At 41.6% G+C, this 22,421-nt stretch carries 24 protein-coding genes and 4 pseudogenes; 9 read left to right on the top strand and 19 right to left on the bottom strand.

What is annotated here, in order from left to right; translation table 11 throughout:
- Positions 1 to 26 precede the first annotated feature (26 nt).
- The 5 genes from C6Y01_RS15760 to C6Y01_RS15740 form a co-directional block, all read right to left on the bottom strand.
- Complete coding sequence (locus C6Y01_RS15760) at positions 27 to 1,154, bottom strand: MBL fold metallo-hydrolase (protein ID WP_034664364.1); 1,128 nt, start codon at positions 1,152 to 1,154, stop codon at positions 27 to 29.
- A gap of 14 nt (positions 1,155 to 1,168) precedes the next feature.
- Positions 1,169 to 1,729 carry a sulfurtransferase TusA family protein gene (locus C6Y01_RS15755; RefSeq protein ID WP_106038479.1) on the bottom strand — a complete coding sequence of 187 codons (561 nt, stop codon included), beginning with the start codon at positions 1,727 to 1,729 and terminating at the stop codon, positions 1,169 to 1,171.
- A 47-nt stretch (positions 1,730 to 1,776) separates the two neighbouring features.
- Positions 1,777 to 2,130 (bottom strand): rhodanese-like domain-containing protein, encoded by a 354-nt coding sequence (locus C6Y01_RS15750; protein ID WP_088003756.1) that lies wholly within the window; start codon positions 2,128 to 2,130, stop codon positions 1,777 to 1,779.
- Positions 2,131 to 2,144: 14 nt separating this feature from the next.
- The gene (locus tag C6Y01_RS15745; protein ID WP_095285905.1) at positions 2,145 to 2,627 is read right to left on the bottom strand and encodes a DsrE/DsrF/DrsH-like family protein; all 483 of its coding nucleotides are present in this window, start codon (positions 2,625 to 2,627) and stop codon (positions 2,145 to 2,147) included.
- A gap of 123 nt (positions 2,628 to 2,750) precedes the next feature.
- Entirely contained in the window at positions 2,751 to 3,011 is a 261-nt protein-coding gene (locus C6Y01_RS15740) for a metal-sensitive transcriptional regulator (protein ID WP_003217059.1), read from the bottom strand.
- A 193-nt stretch (positions 3,012 to 3,204) separates the two neighbouring features.
- On the opposite strand from C6Y01_RS15740, the gene C6Y01_RS15735 reads away from it, so the two are divergent.
- Together C6Y01_RS15735 and C6Y01_RS15730 are read left to right on the top strand one after the other, a co-directional pair.
- The gene (locus C6Y01_RS15735; RefSeq protein WP_034664374.1) at positions 3,205 to 3,711 is read left to right on the top strand and encodes a hypothetical protein; all 507 of its coding nucleotides are present in this window, start codon (positions 3,205 to 3,207) and stop codon (positions 3,709 to 3,711) included.
- Positions 3,712 to 3,775: 64 nt separating this feature from the next.
- Positions 3,776 to 3,943, top strand: a pseudogene (locus tag C6Y01_RS15730) (DUF255 domain-containing protein); the annotation flags it as partial.
- Positions 3,944 to 4,021: 78 nt separating this feature from the next.
- Here C6Y01_RS15730 and C6Y01_RS15725 read toward each other — a convergent pair.
- Positions 4,022 to 4,473 (bottom strand): annotated as a pseudogene (locus C6Y01_RS15725) (MarR family winged helix-turn-helix transcriptional regulator).
- Between the two features lie 141 nt (positions 4,474 to 4,614).
- On the opposite strand from C6Y01_RS15725, the gene C6Y01_RS15720 reads away from it, so the two are divergent.
- From C6Y01_RS15720 to C6Y01_RS15690, 7 genes are all read left to right on the top strand, one after another.
- The gene (locus C6Y01_RS15720; RefSeq protein ID WP_106038477.1) at positions 4,615 to 5,049 is read left to right on the top strand and encodes a GNAT family N-acetyltransferase; all 435 of its coding nucleotides are present in this window, start codon (positions 4,615 to 4,617) and stop codon (positions 5,047 to 5,049) included.
- Positions 5,050 to 5,059: 10 nt separating this feature from the next.
- Positions 5,060 to 5,662, top strand: a complete 603-nt coding sequence (locus tag C6Y01_RS15715) for a YczE/YyaS/YitT family protein (protein ID WP_106038476.1) — start codon at positions 5,060 to 5,062, stop codon at positions 5,660 to 5,662.
- Between the two features lie 131 nt (positions 5,663 to 5,793).
- Complete coding sequence (locus C6Y01_RS19280; RefSeq protein WP_095407591.1) at positions 5,794 to 5,955, top strand: DUF255 domain-containing protein; 162 nt, start codon at positions 5,794 to 5,796, stop codon at positions 5,953 to 5,955.
- Between the two features lie 29 nt (positions 5,956 to 5,984).
- Entirely contained in the window at positions 5,985 to 7,868 is a 1,884-nt protein-coding gene (locus C6Y01_RS19275) for a thioredoxin domain-containing protein (RefSeq protein ID WP_106038475.1), read from the top strand.
- A gap of 152 nt (positions 7,869 to 8,020) precedes the next feature.
- A complete protein-coding gene (locus tag C6Y01_RS15700) occupies positions 8,021 to 8,791 on the top strand; it encodes a SurA N-terminal domain-containing protein (RefSeq protein ID WP_106038474.1) in 771 nt (256 codons plus the stop codon).
- Positions 8,792 to 9,016: 225 nt separating this feature from the next.
- Positions 9,017 to 10,351, top strand: coding sequence for a glycerol-3-phosphate transporter (gene glpT / locus C6Y01_RS15695; RefSeq protein ID WP_034664381.1), 1,335 nt, complete (start codon positions 9,017 to 9,019; stop codon positions 10,349 to 10,351).
- A 92-nt stretch (positions 10,352 to 10,443) separates the two neighbouring features.
- A complete protein-coding gene (locus C6Y01_RS15690; protein ID WP_106038473.1) occupies positions 10,444 to 11,325 on the top strand; it encodes a glycerophosphodiester phosphodiesterase in 882 nt (293 codons plus the stop codon).
- A gap of 39 nt (positions 11,326 to 11,364) precedes the next feature.
- Here the strand turns inward: C6Y01_RS15690 and C6Y01_RS15685 are convergent, their stop codons facing one another.
- The 13 genes and pseudogenes from C6Y01_RS15685 to C6Y01_RS15620 form a co-directional block, all read right to left on the bottom strand.
- Complete coding sequence (locus tag C6Y01_RS15685) at positions 11,365 to 12,753, bottom strand: amino acid permease (protein WP_106038472.1); 1,389 nt, start codon at positions 12,751 to 12,753, stop codon at positions 11,365 to 11,367.
- Between the two features lie 218 nt (positions 12,754 to 12,971).
- On the bottom strand, positions 12,972 to 13,730 hold the full coding sequence (locus tag C6Y01_RS15680; RefSeq protein ID WP_106038471.1) for a DUF4097 family beta strand repeat-containing protein: 759 nt from the start codon (positions 13,728 to 13,730) through the stop codon (positions 12,972 to 12,974).
- A gap of 28 nt (positions 13,731 to 13,758) precedes the next feature.
- Positions 13,759 to 14,442, bottom strand: a complete 684-nt coding sequence (locus tag C6Y01_RS15675) for a bacitracin ABC transporter permease (protein ID WP_106038470.1) — start codon at positions 14,440 to 14,442, stop codon at positions 13,759 to 13,761.
- A 51-nt stretch (positions 14,443 to 14,493) separates the two neighbouring features.
- On the bottom strand, positions 14,494 to 15,126 hold the full coding sequence (locus tag C6Y01_RS15670) for a TetR/AcrR family transcriptional regulator (protein WP_080869585.1): 633 nt from the start codon (positions 15,124 to 15,126) through the stop codon (positions 14,494 to 14,496).
- 135 nt (positions 15,127 to 15,261) lie between these two features.
- Positions 15,262 to 15,465 (bottom strand): annotated as a pseudogene (locus C6Y01_RS19315) (AraC family transcriptional regulator); the annotation flags it as partial.
- A gap of 177 nt (positions 15,466 to 15,642) precedes the next feature.
- Positions 15,643 to 16,248 carry an ABC-2 transporter permease gene (locus tag C6Y01_RS15660; protein ID WP_034664396.1) on the bottom strand — a complete coding sequence of 202 codons (606 nt, stop codon included), beginning with the start codon at positions 16,246 to 16,248 and terminating at the stop codon, positions 15,643 to 15,645.
- Positions 16,232 to 17,107: an ABC transporter ATP-binding protein gene (locus C6Y01_RS15655; protein WP_034664399.1), complete on the bottom strand. Its 876-nt coding sequence runs from the start codon at positions 17,105 to 17,107 to the stop codon at positions 16,232 to 16,234. Before C6Y01_RS15655 ends, C6Y01_RS15660 begins: the two co-directional genes overlap by 17 nt.
- A gap of 5 nt (positions 17,108 to 17,112) precedes the next feature.
- Positions 17,113 to 17,484, bottom strand: coding sequence for a GntR family transcriptional regulator (locus C6Y01_RS15650; protein WP_034664402.1), 372 nt, complete (start codon positions 17,482 to 17,484; stop codon positions 17,113 to 17,115).
- Positions 17,485 to 17,647: 163 nt separating this feature from the next.
- Positions 17,648 to 18,775, bottom strand: coding sequence for a DUF418 domain-containing protein (locus C6Y01_RS15645; protein ID WP_106038469.1), 1,128 nt, complete (start codon positions 18,773 to 18,775; stop codon positions 17,648 to 17,650).
- A 457-nt stretch (positions 18,776 to 19,232) separates the two neighbouring features.
- Positions 19,233 to 19,748: a HEAT repeat domain-containing protein gene (locus C6Y01_RS15635; protein ID WP_106038468.1), complete on the bottom strand. Its 516-nt coding sequence runs from the start codon at positions 19,746 to 19,748 to the stop codon at positions 19,233 to 19,235.
- Positions 19,749 to 19,767: 19 nt separating this feature from the next.
- A complete protein-coding gene (skfF, locus tag C6Y01_RS15630) occupies positions 19,768 to 21,117 on the bottom strand; it encodes a sporulation killing factor system integral membrane protein (RefSeq protein ID WP_223249947.1) in 1,350 nt (449 codons plus the stop codon).
- A 63-nt stretch (positions 21,118 to 21,180) separates the two neighbouring features.
- Positions 21,181 to 21,903 carry an ABC transporter ATP-binding protein gene (locus C6Y01_RS15625; protein WP_106038467.1) on the bottom strand — a complete coding sequence of 241 codons (723 nt, stop codon included), beginning with the start codon at positions 21,901 to 21,903 and terminating at the stop codon, positions 21,181 to 21,183.
- Positions 21,904 to 22,143: 240 nt separating this feature from the next.
- Positions 22,144 to 22,413, bottom strand: a pseudogene (locus tag C6Y01_RS15620) (RidA family protein); the annotation flags it as partial.
- Between the last annotated feature and the right edge of the window lie 8 nt (positions 22,414 to 22,421).

The raw sequence follows: 22,421 nt of genomic DNA, 5'->3' as shown, positions 1-22,421 counted from the left end.
TCCTCTCTTCTTTATTTTATTGGACATTACCGAATCGCACAACGGTTTGGACCAATTTCCATTTCACGCTGCGCTTCATCGTCTGGGTTCAGCTTCCCCATATTGGCTTGACGAATGTCTTGATAGGCGTTTGGCTGTGCAGGCAGATTCTTCGTGACCATTTGTCTAAATACGTCTTCATCTTCAATATTCAGTCCATGATTTTCTTCAAATAGAACGCCTAGCTCCTTCCAAACGCTTCCGTTTTCATTGACTTCATCCATGATCATGAAATGCGCTGGCAATACAATGAATTCTTTCGAAAGTGCTCTATATCGGTCATAGAGTGTTTCTCTCAAATCACCTACCCAGTCCTCCGCCATTCCAGCGAGATCAGGTCTTCCAATCGAATCAACGAACAAAATATCACCTGAAAGAAGATATTGATGATCCACGATAAAAGATGTTGAACCAATCGTATGCCCCGGCGAGTAAAGGGGGTGAATATCAATGGAAGCCGCTCCAATCGTCATCCGCTGTCCTTCTTCAAGCCGTTTATATTCAAAGGTCACTTCTTCTGCATCTTTTGGCGGCAGCCAGTAGCTGGCACCAGTCTGTTCAGCCAGTTTTTTCCCGCCAGAAATATGATCCGCATGAAGGTGAGTATCCAACACTTGCGTGATAGAGACATGATGCTTTTTAGCAAAATGGATATAGACATCCGTCATTCTAGCTGCATCTACAATTGCGGCTTCTCCATTGGACATGATCATATAAGACAAGCATCCCTTGCCCATCCGCACAAATTGATACAACTCTCCACCGCCGGTTAAATCCCCGATCTTCACTGGCTCTAGATGCTCGCTCCACGCCTTCATACCGCCTTCTAAATAATGGACCGTTCTGCCCGCCTCTGACAGCATCTCCGCCACCATGATAGAGGAGCCTTCCTTGGCACAAACCACCAACACTTCACGGTCATAAGGAATGTGAGATAAAATGCCCTCTACTCCTTCAAGGAGATCAAAATAAGGCACATTCATATCGACTATTGCTTCCCCTTCAATCTTCCAGTCCTGAACATCCGCTTGATTTCGCACATCTAGCAAAAAGAGCGGCTCTTTGTTCACGATCTTTTTAGTTAACTGCTCTGCTGTCATCGCTTTTACCGTCATGTTTCATTCAGCTCCTATTTTTCAATCGGTCCTGTCCAGCTATTCATGCCAGGCACTATATTCATCAATTGATGAAATCCTTTTTCTTTTAACTTTTGCGCAGCTAATTCACTTCTTCTGCCTGAATGACAGATAAGGTAAATGTCCATCTCCCGGCTCAATTCTTCCGCACGTTGTTCAACCTCACCAAGAGGGATGTGAACAGCTCCTGGAATATGACCCGCCTCGTATTCATCCAGCTCTCGTACATCTAAAACAAACAAAGATGGATCTTCTTTTACCTTCTGTTGAAACGTATTCAAAGACATTTCTGAAATCATTGACTCCCCTTCTTCCTTTTGCGCTCCGCCCTTACGGATCAAATGATAGAGCACCTGGCCTTCTACTTTTGTTCCTAAAAATTCGTGGCCGGCACTTTTTGACCAAGCCGCTAGATCCGCTGCTGACCCTTTATCGGTGGCTTGCACTTCAAGTACATCTCCGGGCAAAAGCTCATTCATTTGTTTTTTTGTTTTCACAATCGGCATTGGGCATGCCAATCCTTTTGCATCTAAAATAACAGTTGGTTGCTGCATGTCATGTCCTCCTTCATATAGGGGTAGGGGTATATTTTTATGCGCACTTAATGCCAAGCATTCATGCCACCCTTAATGTTTGTAATTTGAGTAAATCCCTGCTTCTTCAATATTTTCGCCGCCTGCATACTTCTCATTCCACTTTGACATATCACATAGACCTCTTCATTTTTCTCAAGCTGAGAAGCTCGTTTCTTCAAATGAGACAACGGGATGTTTTGAAAGCCTTTGATATGGTTTGTTTGAAATTCACTAGGAGAGCGCACATCAATGAGCTGTTGACCTTTGCTTTTCAGCTTCTTTTTCATATGGGCTGCATCCATTTGCTTCACACCTCGTACCGGCAGAAAGCGGCTCACGAGTAATCCAATCACGATGATGAGTAAAATCGTCTGCACCATCCTGTATCACCTCACTAGATAAATAAATTCACACGTCCGATTTCAGCTTCTGCTAAATATGCCGCTACACCAGCATATTGAATGTCATCTAATAATTCTTTTTCCTGTAATCCTAAAAGATCCATCGTCATTGTACATGCCACAAGATTGATATCCTGTTCCTTCGCCATATCAATGAGCTGCGGCAAGGTCATAGCATTGTGCTTTTTGATCACATGCTTGATCATTTTCGGCCCCATCCCTGTAAAATTCATCTTTGACAGCCCCATTCGATCAGCCCCGCGCGGCATCATCTTCCCAAACATTTTTTCTAAAAATCCTTTTTTCATTGGCACCATCTCATCCTTACGCAAGGCATTCAGCCCCCAAAACGTATGGAAAATGGTTACCTCATGATCATAGGCTGCTGCACCATTGGCAATAATGTAAGCTGCCATCGCTTTATCATAATCTCCACTGAATAACACAATCGTCGTACGTTTTTTCTGTTCTTCCATTCTGCTCCTCCTTCAGTAATTACCTATAGGGGTATATAGAAAATAAAAATATATACATATACCGGTAAGGGTATATTACATCAAGTAAAAAAATCCGTCAACCTCCAAAGGCTGAAGAATTTCTTACCGGCTTTTCACCAATAGCTCAACTGCCTCTTTCACAAGACCTTCCGTATCCTTGCCTTGTTCAAGACTTTCACGAACACATTGCTCAAGATTTGTACTCACAATCACACCCATTGCCCGATCAATGGCATTACGTGATGCAGACAGCTGCGTGACCACCTCGCGGCAATCTTTGCCTTGCTCCATCATCGCAAGAACCCCTTTAATCTGCCCTTCAATCCGGCGAAGACGGTTCTTCATCTGCTGATTATATTCCATGTACCAGCACTCCTTTCTATTCTTTCTATGAACAGATAGTATACCCTAAGAGGTATTTAGTCAAACGACTTGCCCTCCTTTTTATAGAGAAAGGAAAGATCGTATGTGAAAAGAATTGCACATTCCACCATTTATTGATAAAAAGAAGTTAATCAATGCACGAGAAATTAGTTGGCGAAAAGAGGACACACATATGACTTTACATCACTATATTGGTGCTAATAAAGAGCTGCCGCTTGGTATCTTTGGTCAAAAGCCTACCTATAAACCACTCTCTGAACTCAATATCAAAACGGTTGATAGAAAACGAAAAAAGACCAAAATCTATCAAAAAGAAGAGCCCTTGATAGAAGTATACGAAACAGAAGAGGACTTTGCTGGCATTCACATTGCTTATGTAGATCCGGTCTATGAAGCAGTAAGAGATAAATTCACCCATTCTTTTGTTTATGAATTAGACATCATTCATTCTCTTCGTCCTCTTTTCCTTTTCATTGAAACAGAGCTGTCAAAAGGAGAAACCATTGAAATCTACTCTTGTGTAGACGGTCTGGAAACGAAAGAAAAAGACGATCAATTAGATGTAGAAATTGACCTAAGCAAAAAACGATTTGGAAAACATATCGATTTTAAAGAGATCGATGAACTGATTGATATGTTTGAATTAGAACACTTACAATATGTGCTGGTGAAGAAGTAAAGATGATAAATTCCTTCCAAATGAGGGATCTTATAAAAAATAAAAACAAAAAAGCAGGTGACCCATGCCAAACAACCAAACACCCAACCAACTCATCAACGAAAAATCACCGTACCTCCTTCAGCACGCCCACAACCCAGTTCACTGGTACCCGTGGGGGCAAGAAGCCTTCGACAAAGCCAAACGTGAAAATAAACCGGTGCTAGTCAGCATTGTCTATGCCACTTGCCACTGATGCCATTACATATTTTTATGGAAGGGACTATACCACATAATGTGCTCTAAAACTTTTAAAGTTTAAATTTGTAATTTAGTAGTCCCTTTTGTTTCCCTTCTTCACATTTTCCCAATCCCGTTCTACATTTTTCCTGACTCTGTGGAGAAGTTTAAAAATGGTTTCCTTTTCCTCAGGTGAAAAATCAGAACAGGCACTTTCGTAGAATGTTCTTCTTCTTTTTTTAAAAAAGGATAAACTTTTTTCCCTTTCTCAGTCGTGAACAGCTTTTTTATTTTTTTATTCTGTCTGTCCGGCTGTTTTTCAATCAATCCTTGTATTTCCAATTTTTTGATTGCCCGCGCAGCCGTTGTTCGGTCAACTTTTATCATTTCAGCCAATTTATCTTGAATAACACCGGGGTTTTCGTATATACGTACAAGATAGAGATACTGCCCTCTCGTTAAGTCCAAATCTTTAAATTCAATATTGCTTATGGAATCTAAAGCTCTTGCTATCATGCCGATCTCTCGTAAAATGTCGTTCATACCCAAAACTCCTCACATGTTTTTTGTTGCAATCACATCTATTTTTGTTGCAATTACAACAAAAATAATTTAACCTTACTTTTATAAGAACACACGCATGCTGTAGAGTCCAGACTAATATTAGAAAAGGATTGGTAAATAATGAATATAAAAAGAATAACAAATGAAAATGATTTACATGTTGCTCAAGATATTAGAAAATCGGTATTCATTGAAGAACAGCAAGTACCTGAATCCGATGAGTTCGATCAATTCGATACACTCAATGAACAATGCCAGCATGTCTTGGTATATCATGAGAATCAGCCTGTCGGCACAGGCCGTGTGCGCATCGTTGATCATACAGGTAAACTGGAAAGAATCTGTATCCTAAAACCTTATCGTAAGTACGGTTTAGGCAAAATCATCATTGGAGAGCTGGAAAAAATCATGCAAGAAAAAGGCATTTCTAAGATTAAGCTGCATGGGCAAACACATGCAGAAGGCTTTTATAAAAAACTGGGCTATCAAACTACTTCAGATGAATTTATGGAAGACGGAATTCCACACATCTTGATGACAAAAGAAATATCTTGAAATACAAATCATGTCTAATAAAAAGAAGTATGTTTATTACGGACTAGGTATACTCGTATTAAGTTTAGGCATTTCTTTAACAATCCAATCAGGACTAGGTACTTCCCCATTCGATGCCCTTTTGGTTGGCCTTTCCAAAGAAGTCGGTCTTACCGTAGGAAGCTGGGAGGTCCTTATCTCTGTCATTATCTTAATCTGTAACTCTATATTAACAAGAAAAAAACCTGTTTTATTAGGTTTGATTACAGCATTCGTGACTGGAATAGGCATTGATCTGTGGTTGTTCCTCATAAAACATGTCATCTACACAAGCATGTGGTTTAGCAAACTGACGTGTTTCGGAGTTGGTTTGGTATTCATTGGTCTTGGAACAGCCATCTATCTTCAAACAAAATTTGCATCAACGCCTATCGATCATTTAACACTCATTATTCGAGATATTTCAAAAAGAACCCTCCTATTTTCAAGAACAGTATTGTATGCTTTTTTCTTATTTTTGGCTTATATATGTAAAGGTCCTATCGGTATCGGAACCATTTTAACTGTGTGTTTAGGAGGCATGATACTTCACTTATTTATGTCTATTGTTGAACGTCGCCTTTTATCCAATTGAGGTCTGGAATCACCTTATAAAAAGAAAAGAAGAGGCTAACCTTAAAAGACCTCTTCTTTTTTTGATATTTGGTATATTAGATATTGGAAAGACCATACTGATAAGAAACTTTATCGAAAGAAGGTGATCCCATGCCCACTAACAATAAACCCAATAGATTAATCGCTGAGAAGTCTCCATATTTACTTCAACATGCCTATAACCCAGTCAACTGGTACACATGGTCAGACGAAGCATTTGAAAAAGCGAAACGCGAAAACAAACCAGTTTTCGTATCGATTGGGTATGGGTAGCTAAAGGAACTTGCCACTGGTGCCACGTCATGGCACACGAAAGCTTCGAAGATCAGCAAGTCGCTGACATCTTAAATGAGCATTTCATTTCGATTAAAGTCGACGGTGAGGAGCGTCCAGACATCGATTCTATGTATATGTCTGTTTGTCAGATGATGACGGGGCAAGGCGGCTGGCCGTTGAATGTATTTGTCACGCCTGATCAAAAGCCTTTTTATGCGGGGACTTATTTTCCAAAGAGAAGTGCTTACGGACGTCCTGGTTTCATTGAAGCACTGACGCAACTGCTGGATGCGTATCACAACGACCGCGATCATATCGAATCGTTGGCAGAGAAGGCGACAAATAATTTGCGGATCAAAGCAGCAGGGCAGACAGAAAGTACGCTCACTCAAGAGGCGATCCACAAAGCCTATTACCAGCTCATGAGCAGCTTTGATACGCTGCACGGCGGATTCGGCTCCGCACCGAAATTTCCTGCACCTCATATGCTTTCATTCTTGATGCGCTATTACGAATGGACTGGGCAGGAAAATGCGCTATATGCAGTCACGAAAACGTTAGATGGAATGGCAAATGGCGGTATATACGACCATGTGGGTTCAGGTTTTTCTCGTTATTCAACAGACGAAAAATGGCTTGTGCCTCATTTTGAAAAAATGCTGTATGATAACGCCTTGCTGATGGAAGCTTACACAGAAGCATATCAGCTTACTCAACAGCCTGAGTATGAAAAGCTTGTCCAACACCTGATCCACTTTATTAAACAAGATATGATGAATCTGGACGGCTCCTTTTATTCAGCGATAGATGCAGATTCTGAGGGGAAAGAAGGACAATATTACGTCTGGTCAAAAGATGAGATCATGACTCATTTAGGCGAGGACCTCGGCGCTTTGTTCTGCGCAGTCTATCACATCACTGAAGAGGGGAACTTTGAAGGGGCGAACATCCCTCATACCATTTCAACCTCTTTTGATGACATCAAAGCCTCTTTCTCGATCGACGACCATACGCTTCAGTCCAAGCTTCAATCTGCCCGGCACATTTTACAATCTGTCAGACAGCAGCGACCCGCACCGCTTGTCGATGACAAGGTGCTCACATCTTGGAATGCGCTGATGATCTCTGCGCTCGCCAAAGCAGGAAGGGTATTCGGTGCAGAGGAAGCCATCCGCATGGCGAAGCAGGCGATGTCTTTTCTAGAAACACACCTCGTCCAACATGAGCGGCTCATGGTCCGCTATAGAGAAGGTGACGTGAAGCATCTTGGCTTTATCGAGGATTATGCGCATATGCTTTCTGCCTATATGTCCTTATACGAAGCAACCTTTGAACAAGAATGGCTGGAAAAAGCCACAACAGTAGCTGAGAACATGTTTGAGCTGTTTTGGGACAAGGAAAAAGGGGGCTTTTTCTTCTCAGGATTAGATGCGGAAGCGCTCCTCGTTCGAGAAAAAGAAGTGTACGACGGCGCCATGCCTTCTGGTAACAGCACCGCACTCAAGCAGCTTCTCACGCTAAGCAGACTGACCGGACGTCAGGACTGGCTGGACACATTAGAGCAGATGTTCAAAGCTTTTTATGTCGATGTCTCTTCCTATCCAAGCGGGCACACAGCGTTTCTGCAAGGACTCTTGAGTCAATATGCAACAAAAAGAGAGATCATCATTCTCGGGAAAAACGGTGATCCTCAAAAAGAACGACTTTTACAGGCGCTTCGGAAACGCTTCATGCCATTTGATATCATATTGACTGCCGAAACAGGGCAGGAATTAGCGCAGCTCGCACCCTTTACAAAAGATTACAAAACAATCGATGGCAGAACCACTGTGTATATTTGTGAAAACTACAGCTGCCGCCAGCCCATTACCAATATCGACGAGGCGATGGAACAATTATTCCACGATTGAGTTTGTCATAAGATGACTATGAGAAGACAAAATGAGGACAAACAGATAAAAAACATGTCAATCCGCTAACAAATTGTCTGTACGGTTTTATTTTTCCTAAAAAACGGTTAGAATGCGCACTAGATGTTCTCATACCGAAGGGAGAGAAAATGATGAAAAAGGTATCATACACACTCATCGCTTGTCTGTTATCTGTTGGGCTTGCAGCCTGCTCGTCAAACGATGCCAAACAAGATAAGCAAAACGATTCAGCCAAAAGCAAGGAAACAACACAGGCTGACCAAAAAGAACAGCAAAAGCAAATGGAAGAGATGCAAAAGAAATTAGACGCACAAAAAATCGATGATCAAAAGGTCGTTGCGACCGTCAACCAAGACAAAATCACAGGTAATGAATATAATAGTGCTTTATCGACCATTCAAGGCCAGCTTCAACAATCAGGGCAAGACCCAACATCTAAAGAAGGCGCAAAAGCAGTCAAGAAACAAACCATTGATGCGCTCGTAGGTCAAGAGCTCATCCTGCAAGATGCTGAGAAGAAGGGCATCAAAGCCTCTGACAAGCAGGTAGATAAACAGCTAAAAGAAGAAAAGAAACAATTCAAAGACAACGCTCAATTTGAAGAAGCTCTTAAGAAAAGCGGACTCACAATGGATCAGCTGAAAAGTGACATTGCCGACAGCATCAAATACAGCCAGTATGTCGACAAAGAAATCAAATCAGCGTCCGTCTCTGAAAAGGATGTCAAAGCGTACTATGATCAATACGCAGATGAAATGAAAAAACAAAAGCAAAAAGCACCTGAATACAAAGAGGTTAAATCACAAATTAAAAAACAGCTAGAATCTCAAGAAAAGCAGAAAGAAGTACAAAAAGAAATTGAAAAACTAAAGAAATCTGCGAAAATTAATGTATCTCTGTAACAGCTAAGAAAAATCCGCCATTGTGCGGATTTTTTTTCGTTACTTGATGAACTGTTTTCCCAAAATTATGACAAAAGCCTCATCATAAACGTCTCTTCCATCCGATATGATGGGAGTACAAAAGAAAGCGCTATCAATTCTTTTGTCTCTTAAAAAGTACAAGATCAAACGCCGATCTCGTACTTTTGCTTCAGTCAATCGGATAACGACAAGAGGAGGATCTTTATGTTCAAATGGTTTAAACCCGCTCCGCATATCGACAGGCTCGATGATGCCAAAACAGATGAGACCTATAAGCGGCTGCGGCTGCAAGTCTTTTTAGGCATCTTTATCGGGTATGCGGGCTACTATTTGCTGCGCAAAAATTTCGCTTTTGCCATTCCTTATCTACAGGAAGAAGGGTTCACGAAAAGTGAATTAGGCTTTGTACTCGCAGCTGTCTCTATCGCTTATGGCTTTAGTAAATTCATCATGGGGATGATCTCAGACCGCTGTAACCCAAGATACTTTTTAGCCACCGGACTCTTTCTATCAGCCCTTATCAATATCCTATTTGTCTCATTTCCATGGGTGACGTCAAGTGTATGGATCATGTTCTTATTCATGTTTTTAAACGGCTGGTTCCAAGGCATGGGGTGGCCGCCATGCGGACGCACGATGGCGCATTGGTTTTCGGTTAGTGAACGTGGAACGAAAATGTCCATTTGGAACGTCGCTCACAATATCGGCGGGGGAATTCTTGCACCGCTCATCACCTTAGGGATCGTGCTGTTTGCGACATGGAAAAGTATCTTTTTCTTCCCTGCCATCATTGCCATTATCGTCTCCATCGTGATCATTCTACTCGTCCGAGATACCCCGCAATCCGCTGGCCTTCCGCCAATCGAGGAATATCGCAATGACTATCCGGCACAGCAGTATGAAGATCAAGAAAAAGAATTAACAGTGAAAGAGATTTTATTTAAGTATGTACTCAACAATAAATTCCTTTGGTATATCGCCATTGCCAATGTCTTTGTGTACTTCGTCCGTTACGGTGTCGTGGACTGGGCGCCGACCTACTTAACAGAAGCAAAGGGCTTTTCACCAGAGCATTCACGCTGGTCTTATTTTCTTTATGAATATGCAGGCATTCCGGGGACATTGTTGTGCGGCTGGATCAGCGACCGATTCTTTAGAAGCCGCCGTGCACCAGCGGGCGTCCTCTTTATGGCTGGGGTGTTAATTGCGGTGCTCGTTTACTGGTTAAACCCTGCTGGCAATCCAATGGTCGATAACATCGCCCTTATCAGCATCGGCTTTTTGATTTACGGACCTGTCATGCTCATTGGACTTCAAGCCATTGACCTCGCTCCTAAAAAAGCGGCTGGCACTGCGGCCGGACTCACTGGCTTCTTTGGCTATATTGGCGGCTCTGCCTTTGCCAATGCGATGATGGGCGTCGTCGTAGATCACTATGACTGGACAGGAGGCTTCATTTTACTGGTTGGTTCTTGTGTGCTTGCGATTGTCTTCCTGGCGATGACATGGAATACAGGGAAGCGCGTAGAGCAAGCTTAATGAAAATCACATAAAAGATTCATATCCACCCAACATGCCCTTTACATCTATTTCTTATGATGAAGGCAGTTACCGTAAAAGGAGGATAAAATATGAAGAAAAGTAGATTACTTGCTTTCGTGTTGCTCTCTTTTGCTTTACTGTCTTTTGCGTGGGTGCCGACCACCATATCGGCACATGAACATCTTTTATCTCCAGATCGTATTCTAACCGTTGCACACCGCGGAGCATCAGGGTATGCACCAGAGCATACCCTGGCTTCCTACAAACTCGCTACAAAGATGAATGTGGATTACCTCGAACTCGACCTTCAAATGACAAAGGATGGACACCTCATCGTCATGCACGATGAAACCGTTGACCGGACCACAAACGGAACAGGCTGGGTCAAAGACCTCACACTTGCCGAAATCAAACAGCTTGATGCCGGTACATGGTTTAACGAAGTCAATCCCGACAGACAAAATGCCAACTATATCGGACAGCGAGTACTCACATTAGATGAGGTGCTGCGCTATTTCGGCAAACGAGAGAATTATTATATTGAAACAAAAAAACCAGACATCTATCCGCAAATGGAAGAAAAGCTATTGGCTACCCTTAAAAAACATCATCTTCTCGGGAAACACACAAGAAAAGGGCAGGTCATTATCCAATCCTTTAGCCAAGACAGCCTGCTAAAACTACAGAAATTAGATCCACGCCTTCCCAAAGTACAGCTTTTAGACAGAACCCAAATGACGTCCATCACAGATGATCAACTCGACTTCATCAAATCTTATGCAGTGGGTGTCGGGCCAAACTTTAGAGCATTGACACTTGAAAACGTACAGCAGGTCAGAAGCCACGGACTCCTCCTCCACCCATATACGGTAAACAACGAAGCAGACATGACCCGTTTACTGCAATACGGCGTCACCGGCCTTTTCACCAACTTTCCAGATGTCTTTAACCGTGTGAAAGCTTCACTCTAAACAAAAAACGCCTTGCGGTCCATCCCGCAAGGCCTTTGATTATTTTACCGTTTGATCAGAAGAAGCTGTTTCGATCGGTTTCCGTTTCCCAATCCCAAAGACAAAGAAGCTAAGCGCTACTACAATCAAGAACCCAATGGCCACAATCAGAGAAATACGCGTATCCTGATTAATAAGCATAAACACAAGCACCATCAGTAAGAAACCGATTGTTAAATAATTAGAAAACGGCGCTAGCGGCATCTTGAATGGATGTTGATCAAGAGCAGATCCCTTCGCTTTTCTAAAGCCGATATGACTAATCAAAATCACAAACCAAGGCACCATACCAGGAAGTACACTCGCACTATACACATAGACGAAAATGTTTGGTGGCGCAACATAATTGAGGACAACTCCTATCGCTAGACCAATCAGCACAGCAAATGTCCCAAAATACGGCACGCCATTCTTCGAAATTTTGGTGAAGAAAGCAGGCGCCTGTCCATTCACACCTAATGTATAAAGCATACGTCCCGCACTGAAAATCCCACTATTACAGCCTGACATCGCTGCTGTAATGACGACAAAGTTAATAATACCAGCAGCTGCTGTAATCCCAATTTTCGCAAACGTCGCCACAAATGGACTGCCAAGGGTATTCAGCTGATCCCAAGGATACACTGTCACAATGACAAAGATCGCACCGATATAGAAAATCAAAATACGCCAGATGATACTTTTGATGGCATTGGTCAGCGTCTTTTCTGGATTTTGTGCTTCACCTGCTGTAATCCCAATCAGCTCTACCCCCTGATAGGCAGCAATGACGAGCGACAACGCAAACAAGAATCCGGTAAATCCACCTGTAAAGAACCCGCCGTGCGCCCACAGATTAGACAAGCCAATAGGCGTCCCGCCATTTCCAAATCCAAAGAAAATAATGCCTAGACCTGCAATGATCATCAAAATAATCGTCACAATCTTGATCATTGCAAACCAAAATTCGAACTCACCGAACGATTTAACCGAAATCAAGTTGGCCGCTCCCAAAATAATCATCGCGATTAAACCTGGAATCCACGCTGGCAGGTCTGGGAACCAATATTTCATATAAGCGCCTACTGCAATAATTTCCGACATCCCGACAATGACCCACTGGAACCAGTTACTCCAAGCTGTCATATACCCCGCAAGCGGATGAATATATTGATGACCAAATGTAGCAAATGAACCTGTACTCGGTTCAACGTATAACATTTCTCCCATCGCACGCATAATAAAAAAAATAAAGATACCACATACTGCGTACGCTAGAAGAACCGATGGACCTGTCCATTGAATGGCCTTGGCTGACCCCATAAATAAGCCAACACCAATCGTGCCGCCGAGTGCAATCATTTGAATATGGCGGGCACTTAACCCTCTCTTTAATTCCTTTTGAGCCACTTTTCTTCCCCCTCATCAACAAACAACATAAAAAATAAAAATCAGAATGTTCATTCTGATTGAGAAACATCAACCTTTCGATGTATATTATCATAATAAATCTACCCTTAAAAAACAATTGTTTTTTTGAGGGAAACACTATTATCAAAATATTCCGACATAAAGAGATATTCAAATTGTTTTATATTGATATATTGAATCAAAGGGTGAAAGTCATTTCAAATCTGATGACTTAATAGGAACTGACCGCCTCTTATATCAACCTCAAAGGATCGCAATCCATTTTTATGCACCATTTTTTCCTTCTCTCGATGACAAGAAAAGTCATTCCGGAAAGCGCCGGATCTTTTCTTTACATAACAAGTAAACCCATCATTTTCCGGTATCGCCACTTTGACATTTGCTCCTGTTGAAGTAGATTTAAGTGAATCTAGCATGTTTGTAGAATGAATCTGTATCCTTCTACCTGTTACATGCAGATCAACGTCCAAAAAAGCACCCGTCAACTCAACTTTTGACGATGTGGCGTGCAGTAATAATCTCTGCGCGACCAGCTGCCGACTAGAAATAAGTCCACCTGCTGTCTCTAAATGGAGATGCTTGATTTCACCTGATAGCATCGTCTTTCCAGAAGTTAAATGACAAGAGACATTTTCCACCTTCAGCCTCTCTGCCTGAAGATTTGCTCCTTTACAACGAAGAGATATGGACTGTAATTGTTGTTTAGGAAGATAAATATCTACATCAGTTTTATAAAGGTGAAACCCTAAGCTGAGTATTCTTTTTCGTCTATCTTGAATGACTAAACGTCCTTCTCTTACCTGATGATGCAGCAAATAGCGTTTGGGAAAAGCTTGATTGGTCGTTTGACGAATGAATAGATAAGGATGATCATGATGATGAATACGCACCTCTCCCAATAGCCAATCCAGCGATAATTCTACGACCGATTCTTCAATTTGAATCGTATGCTCCACAATGTCTCCCTCCTTTTTTCAACGCGGCTCATCTCCCTTGAAGCCGGATGATACTGCCCCATAATTCCAAGATCACAATGAGAACGGCTGCGATCATGACTCCTGACAGAATGAAATTCATTTGATCATTTCCATAAAAAGCAATTAATAGGTTTCCTAAAACAGCACATAGAACAATCGCAGTCAGAATGGTCATGGAGGTAGATTTCTTCATTAACCCCACTCTCATCGCAATCATGCCAATACCGTTGATACAACAAGTAAACACTAGGTACGTTTTGATCACAGTGAACATCACATCAGCTGTCAGCGCATCCTGAACAAGGGAGAAGAACGTTTCAGTGACACTAAACACAACAAATGAGGGAATGATGCTACACAGCATTGCAATCGTAGAAAAGCACAGCATCCAGACCATTCTCGAAAGGAGTGATGCTTTCAGACTTGATGAATGAGGTTCATGCTCTTTCAATGCAGTCACCATCACTCGACAATACATCAAGGCTGTGACGATCGAAAAAAAGATCATCCATACTATACTGGTCAACAAATAGATATTCGGATATTGCTGAAAACCTATTTCCTGTTCAACCTGTGCAACAAACGCGACAAAATAAATAAACACCAGCAGTACAATGCTTGCAATCATACTAGCTTGAATATAATGTTTCATATGGCTTTTTCTTAGCTCAAGTTTTATGTAGTGAAGCATAAGGCATCCTCCTATGAAATGAATTTTTCTTTTTGTCTCTTATCTGACCATTTAGGTTCCAGGCTGATCATATCCACCAATTCCAGCATAATGCGCTGTGACCTTTTGAATAAATAGATCACTCACTACATCCACTCCAAGCCCTTTCATCATCTGTTGTAAAAACAGCAAACGCTGACTAGTTTCCTGTTGATCACGAGCAAATAGTGTTGGATTCAGCCATATATTCACGAGAAGCATAAACACTTCTGCCACTTCACCAGGAAAAGCAGTCTTCATCGAACCATCATCAATTCCTTCTAGAATCAGCCTTTTAATTTTAAGCGCATCCTGATTTACTCCTGCCTTCATCCCTTCCACCACAAACTGCGGGTTTTTGATCTGATCAACTAAGATTCCATCAATTGAGTGAGACTGTGGATCTGCCACAAGCTTCTCTAAAATAAGCTGCAGCTTCTCTTTTGCATGAACTGCCTCTGTATGCTCAATCAGATCTTCAAGCTTCTCTGTCGCATGACGAAATTGCCGATCCATCACGGCACGTAATATTTCTTCCTTCGATTTGAAATGATGATAAATAGCACCCTTAGACATGTTCAATTCATGGATGATATCCTGCAAACTCGTCTTTTCAAATCCTTTTTCCTGAAACAGCTTCGTCGACACATCTAAAATTTGTTGGATTGTCTTTTCTGGATATTTATTTCTGGCCAAATGAAACGCCTCCTCTTACATACCGACCGTTGGTATGTATTTTAATCTACTTCATGATAAACTGTCAATATAGGTTCTTTATATAAAATAAATAAAAAAGACCGCTCACACGGTCTCCTCAAGCTCAAACTGTAAATTCACTGGAACATCTGGCAATGCAGAATCCTCCACCATATTGGTTGTAGGTGTCTTCTCATTCACTTCCTCAAATCGAAACCCATCTGCCCATACCGTTCCCTTGCCGCTGAGCAAGACACCAAAATGAATGGATTCACTGTGAGAAGGGATATCTAAAACAATCGCATATTGAAATGAAAATGAGAATTCCCCACTATTTCAGGCACCTGCCTTAATACAGCTCATCCATCAAATGCGACTCAAAATAGAAAATCGCCTCTTGCGTGACAGACTATACATCATCTCGCTCACCTCTACTTGATCATAATTGCGGTCATGATCTACTTTGAATAGATTCAGCTATTTTTCCTAGAACACTTTCCTCTGATAAATAGCAGTAGAAAGCCCCCAAGACAGCAGGTAGATAAGCATAATCAGCACAGCTGACCCAGTATATAAAATAGGTATCGATAATTTCATGATAAAATCTGTGATCCCACTGAATTGCTCCGCTAAATAGGCAACAAATGGCGGTCCTATACCAGATAAAAGGATAAAGCCAATAATCACTGCCGTTGTGATATAGCCAGGCTTCAAGATATAAAACAATGGAAACGTACACGCCGCAAACAATAAAAACAGCCCGCTGCCAATCGCAATATCCGTCAGCGAAAACAGCTTCCCAAAAACAAATAAAGCAGCACTTGTCAGCCCGATTGCGATAATCATATAGAAAACGGCACCAAGATAACGTGATGCGATAATTTCTTTACGTGTATAAGGCAAAGAGTTTAATAGAATATTCGTTTCTGCCTTCTCGTCGTACGCATATGTGTTAAAAGGAATGAAGAAACTAGCGACTAGAAACGTCAATGCCGGATGCGCATCCATGAGAATAAAAAATAAGATAAACGGAAGGAAAATAATCAGCTGCTTTTTCTGCAAAATCACATCACGCTTAATTAAATGAAACATGCGCCACCCCGCCTTTCAAATAAAACATGATATCCTCAAGCGACGCCGGTTCGATCACAACAGCGTCTCCAAAAATATGATTCACTTCACCGATCCGATCTGTTAATGCTTCAAACCCTGCTGCTGTACGCTGAATATGGACAAAAGCCTTTTCTGTGTCTCGATCCAATAAATCCAGGTTTCCTTTCACCAGCGCATAATTCTCCGCTACATCATGAACCGACTGTTGAAAGACCAATTGTCCATTTTGTATAAACGCAATATAATCCGCAATCCGGTCTAAATCTGTTGTCATATGTGTTGAGAAAAATATGGTCCGGTTCTCATCAATCATTAACTCTTGTAACGTTCCTAACAGCTCTCTTCTAAAAACTGGGTCTAAACCGGCTGTTGGCTCATCCATGATAATCAGCTCTGCATGATGTGATAGCGCAATCGCAAGTGACGCCTTCATCTGCATCCCTTTTGAGAATGTTTTGATTGCTTTATGCAGGGGCAGGCCAAACTGTTCAATATATTGATGGAAAAGACGGTCATCCCAGCGTTTATAAGCAGGTGCCACAATCCGTTTAATGTCTTTTAAATTCAAACCTGGGAAAAAAACGTTGGCATCGTAAACAAAGCCGATTCGTTCCTTAATCTCTTTTTCATGGGTGTGATAATCTAATCCGAAAATCTTGACCTCACCTGAATCTGGTTTTAACAAATTCATGATCATTTTAATGGTGGTCGACTTACCGGCTCCATTTTCCCCAATAAACCCTGTAACAAAGCCTTTTTTGACCTGTAAATCAAGATTCTGAACAGAAAAGTCCTTGAATCGTTTTGATACTCCTTTGAATTCAATCACATGCTCCACTCATCTCACTCCTTATACAAGAACTTTAATAACTGCTGCAATTCATCAAAAGATAAGCCTAATTCCTTGCCGTTTGTGACAACCGCTCCAAGCTGATCCTCAATCACCTTCAATTTTTTCTCTCTCATGACCTCTAGGTTTTGTTCCGCAACAAATGATCCCTTGCCTACAATCGAATAAATAAATCCTGCCTTCTCTAACTCTTCATATGCTCGCTTTGTTGTGATGACGCTAATTTGCAAATCCTTCGCCAGCTTTCGAATAGACGGCAGTGCCGAGCCTTCCGCCAGCTCCCCCGTTAAAATCATCGATTTGATTTGATTCGTAATTTGCTCATAAATGGGCTCCTTAGAGTGGTTTGAAATCGTAATCTGCATATAAAAACCTCTTTTTTCTGTACTGGTGTTTGGAACGAAATATTGTATATACACTATATACACATTATATACACACTGAAAGAATAATCAACCATTTTTTGATTGCAACTCAACTAAAAAAAACCGCACAGCTCTTCAGCTATGCGGCCTTCCCCAACAAAATTCATCTCCAATACACCCATTTTCCCATCATCCACTCCACCGGACCTCTTCTCCATTTTTTCAAATAGAGATAGCTGATGAACAGCTGTGCTGTGTACAGTCCGACAGCGAGCAGCAGTCCAAACATTGACCCCATCTGTCCAAATAGACCAAGTCCATAAGAATAGAAAATTGTTGTACAAATGATCGACTGCGCCAAATAATTTGATAGGGACAAACGGCCAAGTCCTGCAAGCAGACGTTTGAGGCCTTGAGCTGCTTTCGAATAGTAAAAAACAATAAACGCTTGAATATACCCGATCGCCAGCACATAGCCACCGAGAATCATAACGAATTCACTCCAAGGCGCATCAATGAACGTCGCACATTTTAGCGCAAGCCCGACGACAATCATCCATACCCAGCCTTTGCGATAGGCCATTCCTCGATCTTCTTCTGTCAGATGTCCTCGTTTACCAATCACCATGCCAAGCAATGCGAACGGACCCACCATCATCGTACCGAAAAGAAACCCTAGTATCGGCATAAGCGTAATGGTCACGATCGCCAGAATCATGGTCACAATCAACATATCGTCTTCAACCGTAATCCGGCTGAGCAAAATATCTCCATATGCACCCTTCGCATACACATCGGTTAAAAAATCATCATTCCCATAAACAAAGTTCATCATATATGGCACAACGACTAAAGACAACGCCCCTAACACACCCGACCAAATAAGCATTGTTTTGATTCGGCTGCTCAAAAACATCATCAAGAAAAACGTACAAGCTCCATAATAAAGAAGAATGTCACCATTCCAAATAAAGATGTAATGCAGCATCCCAAGCACAATAAGACCAAAGCCCCGGCGAACGACAATGGCATTCGTATTTAGTCCCTTGGCTTTCGTTGATTCAATCAGCTTGATAAAAGAATACCCAAACAAAAAAGAGAATATCGGATAAAACGACCCTTGGAACAAAATTTCCGTCAGATAAACTCCGAATTCCTGCCCCCAAAAACTCGAATCAAACATTTTCTCAAAATCATAATCATATTGAAAATTAAGCATATTCACGATCAAAATACCTAATAAACTAAAACCACGCAAACTATCAATGAACTCAACCCTAGATCCCTTCAACACGACAGCTCCTTCGGAAAATATAAAAGCATATTTATCCTACCACACTTTCAAAAAATTGGTCTCTACACCCATGTAAAAACATGCGTTTTAAGGTAATTTTAATAAAAAAACCTAGAATATACATTCTAGGTATCTTACTGATGAATTATGAATGATGATTTTCTTCTTTCCGCATCACACGTTTCAAATAAAACAAAATCCCCAATCCAAAAAAAATCAACATCAGCTCCCAGTCTGCAGGAATCGGAAACCATTTCAATATCATTAAAATCAACAAAACCGCTCCAATCCCTGCGAAAAAAACCGCGTTTCTTTTTAATTCTTTGTTTGATAGAAACAACACTCTCTCCTCCCTTACACTTACTAACCAATTGAATGTTTTTCTAACTTTTCCTTTGATCTGAAGGATGAATCCACGGAAGGTGCTCAGGCCAATTGAGTTTTTGCTTTTCCACTATTCATCCTCCTTTTCCTTTAGCTGAAAAGCGATAATTTTCCCTAATGCTTCCTCTGCAGCAAAAGGAGTGACGCTGCCTGTTGGATTTTCTTGTTCTTGTTTTAAGCACTCGTACATGTTTTTTTCAATTTTTGATGGATCAACCCAAGAGATACACCATGATGCCCAGAAACAAGTAGGTCCCTCATAACGTTTAGCCAGTGCCAGAAGGAATGGCAAGCTGGGCTGTCCAATCCTCATGAGTGACATGGCAGCGGCCATTCTTGTATCCTCTTCGTCACTTTCTAATAGCTGGGCTAGCGGCTCAGCTGCTTCTCCCGCATCTGCTCCAAATTCACCAAGTACAGCTGCTGCAATGTTCCGCAGAGATCCTCTTTCTTTTAAAGCCTCAACAAGGACGGGCACTGCATCTTTTCCGAACTTTCTCAATTCCCCTATTGCTTGAATGATCGTTACTTCATTTGTATTTGCCAATTGTTGAACTGATTGAGACAGCTTATTTTCTGGTTTCATTGACAATCAACTCCTCTTTTTAATGAACCGCACGGTATCGATAACAAAGCACATAAAATACAGCTCCAGCCACTAGGGATACAATTGCTGTCAACAAGCCATCAGTGAACAGATGAATGCTAATAATGACCACAGCACTGATCACAGACGCAAATAGCAATGATCGATAATAGGCGGCCAAAGCAAAACTCTTTTCTCGTCTCAGAGGCTGCATAAAGGCAAAGAGCCGTATGACCAAAAACCATATATAAACTCCTCCACCAAATAAGGTCCAATACAATACATCCTGAATCTCAACCAAATAAAGTGAAATCAAGTAGAACGCATACAGCCAAAAGGTTTGAAACACTTCTAACAGAATGATTTTTTGATATAAAGCGCCTGGAAAAAGATAGAGCACTCCTGTTTGTGCGTGTCTTACAATCCCCGCATAATATGAACTAAAAAGAACGGATGCAGCGATGACGATTAAGAATAGATTCAGCCAATCTGAAAAATAAGTAAGGACGACATAGTAAGTACCAATTAACAGCATGGTAGATAACAAATGGAAGGTCGCATACTTTTTTAGCAGCAATAATTCAATCCAAAGAAAAGCCCAGCTGCCCGTTAATGACGGAAGCCCCCACCACGTCTTGCCCTTTTTTTGAACGATTGGACTTGATTGAATATGTTTCCCCTCAAATTCTTCCCAAAATACTGCCTCCTTGACTAAAGACTCCTTCATCTCTAAACGATGACTAGCCTTGTACATCATCAGGAAAGATAGGAACATTACTCCAATAAAGATGAAGAAAGAAAGAATGGAGAACTCTTCGAACATACGTCCAGCTTGAAACATCAAAGAATCAGCAATGTTCATCAAGAAGGGCTGTTTCATCATGAATTGATTCAAAACAAGCAGTGCAAAGAAGCCAAACATCAATACAAAACCGAGTAAGAGCAGGCGCTTGTATACTCGAATGGTTCTAGCACAAGACATCGCAATCATCCAAGTTTCGATCAAACATAACAGCCCTGTCAGGATGAGTGATTTTCCAAGCAGAAACGGGTACTGCTGCGTCATAAAAAACAGAAGAAGATCCGCAGCCACAGCAGAGACAATGAGAAGAGCCCCTCGCCAAAAAATGTGATACAACCATACACTGATGACAACTGTCCATAGAGAAGCGCCATTTCCATATAACCAAATGATATCGTTCATTTGACTAGGGAGTCGATTTGTAAACAAGCCAAACCCCGTATAGAGAACAAACAAACTGACAATGATCCATCCAGCTGCAACCGTATTCCAATCACCCATACTTGAAACTGCGCTTAGCTGAAAACCAATTGCCGCAATGAAAAGAAGTAAGATCACAAAAGGCATTTTCTTTTCTTGATTTTACTGATCAAGCGCCTTTGAGATTTCATCCATAAAAGGGAGAGTGTGTTATTCACTTGACCACTCCCCCAGAAGTTGAATGACTTCTGCCCTCCACTCAATCTGTTCTTCCTTTAATTGAGGAACATCCATATTCTTCATGATGGCACCGTCTCGAATCAATACCACCCTGCTGGCCGTATCGAGAACGAACTCCAGACTATGAGTCGACACAAAGACCGACCCACCTTGACTGCTTTTTTGTCTCAGCCAATCCGACAGCCACTGTTTTGACGCAATATCTAACCCAACAGTCGGTTCATCTAATATAAAAAGGGAGGCATCTTGAACAATGGCCCCTGCTAAGACGACACGCTGCTTTTGACCTCTTGACAGCCTTCCGCACAGTTCGTTCATCTTTTTTTCCATATGTACTTCTTTCAACGCTCCATATACCTTTTCCTTGATCTGTTTTAAGCCTTTATGATATCCACGAGCACGGAACTGAACATGTTCAGCAGCCGTTAAGTCTGGATACAAATACGGCTGATCAGGAATAAGAGCTACTTGTTTTTGGACATGGGAATGACCAGGCGGGAAACCCTCAATGAGAATTTCCCCTCCATCTGGTTTATATAGACCCGTTAAACACCGAATCGTTGTCGTCTTCCCGGCGCCATTCGGCCCAAGCAGCGCCACAACTTCTCCTGCTTCTATGGAAAATGACAGGCCCTCTATCCCATCACCATTACTGTATCGTTTGCTTATATTCTGAACCTCCATGAATGGCATCGAATCTCTCCCTTGTATTAGAGTGATGTATGCTTATCTATGGTGTGTTATAAGATGAAAAGCGAATGTCATTAGACCCACTAACCACTTACCCTAATATTACCATATAGAGAATAACAAGGTAATAGGAATGAGGTAATCTATTCTATGTACAACAGATTAAGAAAATATATCATGTACAAAATAAAAAAAGATTAGGCGACAGTATCCTAATCCTTTATCTATTAAACAGTTATTCCCTCAAACCGCCCCATCACCCAAACCCATCTCCTGACACGCCCAAGCATCCACCTCTACCTTCAAAGCAGGAGAAGCCGGGGCCACCACATAAACCATCGTCATACAAGGAAGATGATCACCTAAAAACTGACTCATGATTCGTTTTCTACTCGCAGCATCGAACTCTCCCACAAGATAAAACACTAGTTTCGTTATTTCTTCTACAGCCATATCTGCCGCTTCTACATTCCGTTTCACATTCTCTAACGATAATTCGAGCTGCTCCAAAGGGTCCAGCA

Source organism: Bacillus sp. NMCC46 (assembly GCF_002998465.1).
Taxonomy (GTDB): Bacteria; Bacillota; Bacilli; order Bacillales; family Bacillaceae; genus Bacillus.
This window is presented reverse-complemented; position numbering and strand designations above follow the sequence as displayed.

Excerpts from the sequence above, each read along its gene's own strand:
- C6Y01_RS15760 (WP_034664364.1), bottom strand. The coding sequence starts at position 1,154 with ATGACGGTAAAAGCGATGACAGCAGAGCAGTTAACTAAAAAGATCGTG.
- C6Y01_RS15755 (WP_106038479.1), bottom strand. The coding sequence starts at position 1,729 with ATGCAGCAACCAACTGTTATTTTAGATGCAAAAGGATTGGCATGCCCA.
- C6Y01_RS15750 (WP_088003756.1), bottom strand. The coding sequence starts at position 2,130 with ATGGTGCAGACGATTTTACTCATCATCGTGATTGGATTACTCGTGAGC.
- C6Y01_RS15745 (WP_095285905.1), bottom strand. The coding sequence starts at position 2,627 with ATGGAAGAACAGAAAAAACGTACGACGATTGTGTTATTCAGTGGAGAT.
- C6Y01_RS15740 (WP_003217059.1), bottom strand. The coding sequence starts at position 3,011 with ATGGAATATAATCAGCAGATGAAGAACCGTCTTCGCCGGATTGAAGGG.
- C6Y01_RS15735 (WP_034664374.1), top strand. The coding sequence starts at position 3,205 with ATGACTTTACATCACTATATTGGTGCTAATAAAGAGCTGCCGCTTGGT.
- C6Y01_RS15720 (WP_106038477.1), top strand. The coding sequence starts at position 4,615 with ATGAATATAAAAAGAATAACAAATGAAAATGATTTACATGTTGCTCAA.
- C6Y01_RS15715 (WP_106038476.1), top strand. The coding sequence starts at position 5,060 with ATGTCTAATAAAAAGAAGTATGTTTATTACGGACTAGGTATACTCGTA.
- C6Y01_RS19280 (WP_095407591.1), top strand. The coding sequence starts at position 5,794 with ATGCCCACTAACAATAAACCCAATAGATTAATCGCTGAGAAGTCTCCA.
- C6Y01_RS19275 (WP_106038475.1), top strand. The coding sequence starts at position 5,985 with ATGGCACACGAAAGCTTCGAAGATCAGCAAGTCGCTGACATCTTAAAT.
- C6Y01_RS15700 (WP_106038474.1), top strand. The coding sequence starts at position 8,021 with ATGAAAAAGGTATCATACACACTCATCGCTTGTCTGTTATCTGTTGGG.
- glpT (WP_034664381.1), top strand. The coding sequence starts at position 9,017 with ATGTTCAAATGGTTTAAACCCGCTCCGCATATCGACAGGCTCGATGAT.
- C6Y01_RS15690 (WP_106038473.1), top strand. The coding sequence starts at position 10,444 with ATGAAGAAAAGTAGATTACTTGCTTTCGTGTTGCTCTCTTTTGCTTTA.
- C6Y01_RS15675 (WP_106038470.1), bottom strand. The coding sequence starts at position 14,442 with ATGCTTCACTACATAAAACTTGAGCTAAGAAAAAGCCATATGAAACAT.
- C6Y01_RS15660 (WP_034664396.1), bottom strand. The coding sequence starts at position 16,248 with ATGTTTCATTTAATTAAGCGTGATGTGATTTTGCAGAAAAAGCAGCTG.
- C6Y01_RS15650 (WP_034664402.1), bottom strand. The coding sequence starts at position 17,484 with ATGCAGATTACGATTTCAAACCACTCTAAGGAGCCCATTTATGAGCAA.
- C6Y01_RS15635 (WP_106038468.1), bottom strand. The coding sequence starts at position 19,748 with ATGAAACCAGAAAATAAGCTGTCTCAATCAGTTCAACAATTGGCAAAT.
- skfF (WP_223249947.1), bottom strand. The coding sequence starts at position 21,117 with ATGCCTTTTGTGATCTTACTTCTTTTCATTGCGGCAATTGGTTTTCAG.
- C6Y01_RS15625 (WP_106038467.1), bottom strand. The coding sequence starts at position 21,903 with ATGCCATTCATGGAGGTTCAGAATATAAGCAAACGATACAGTAATGGT.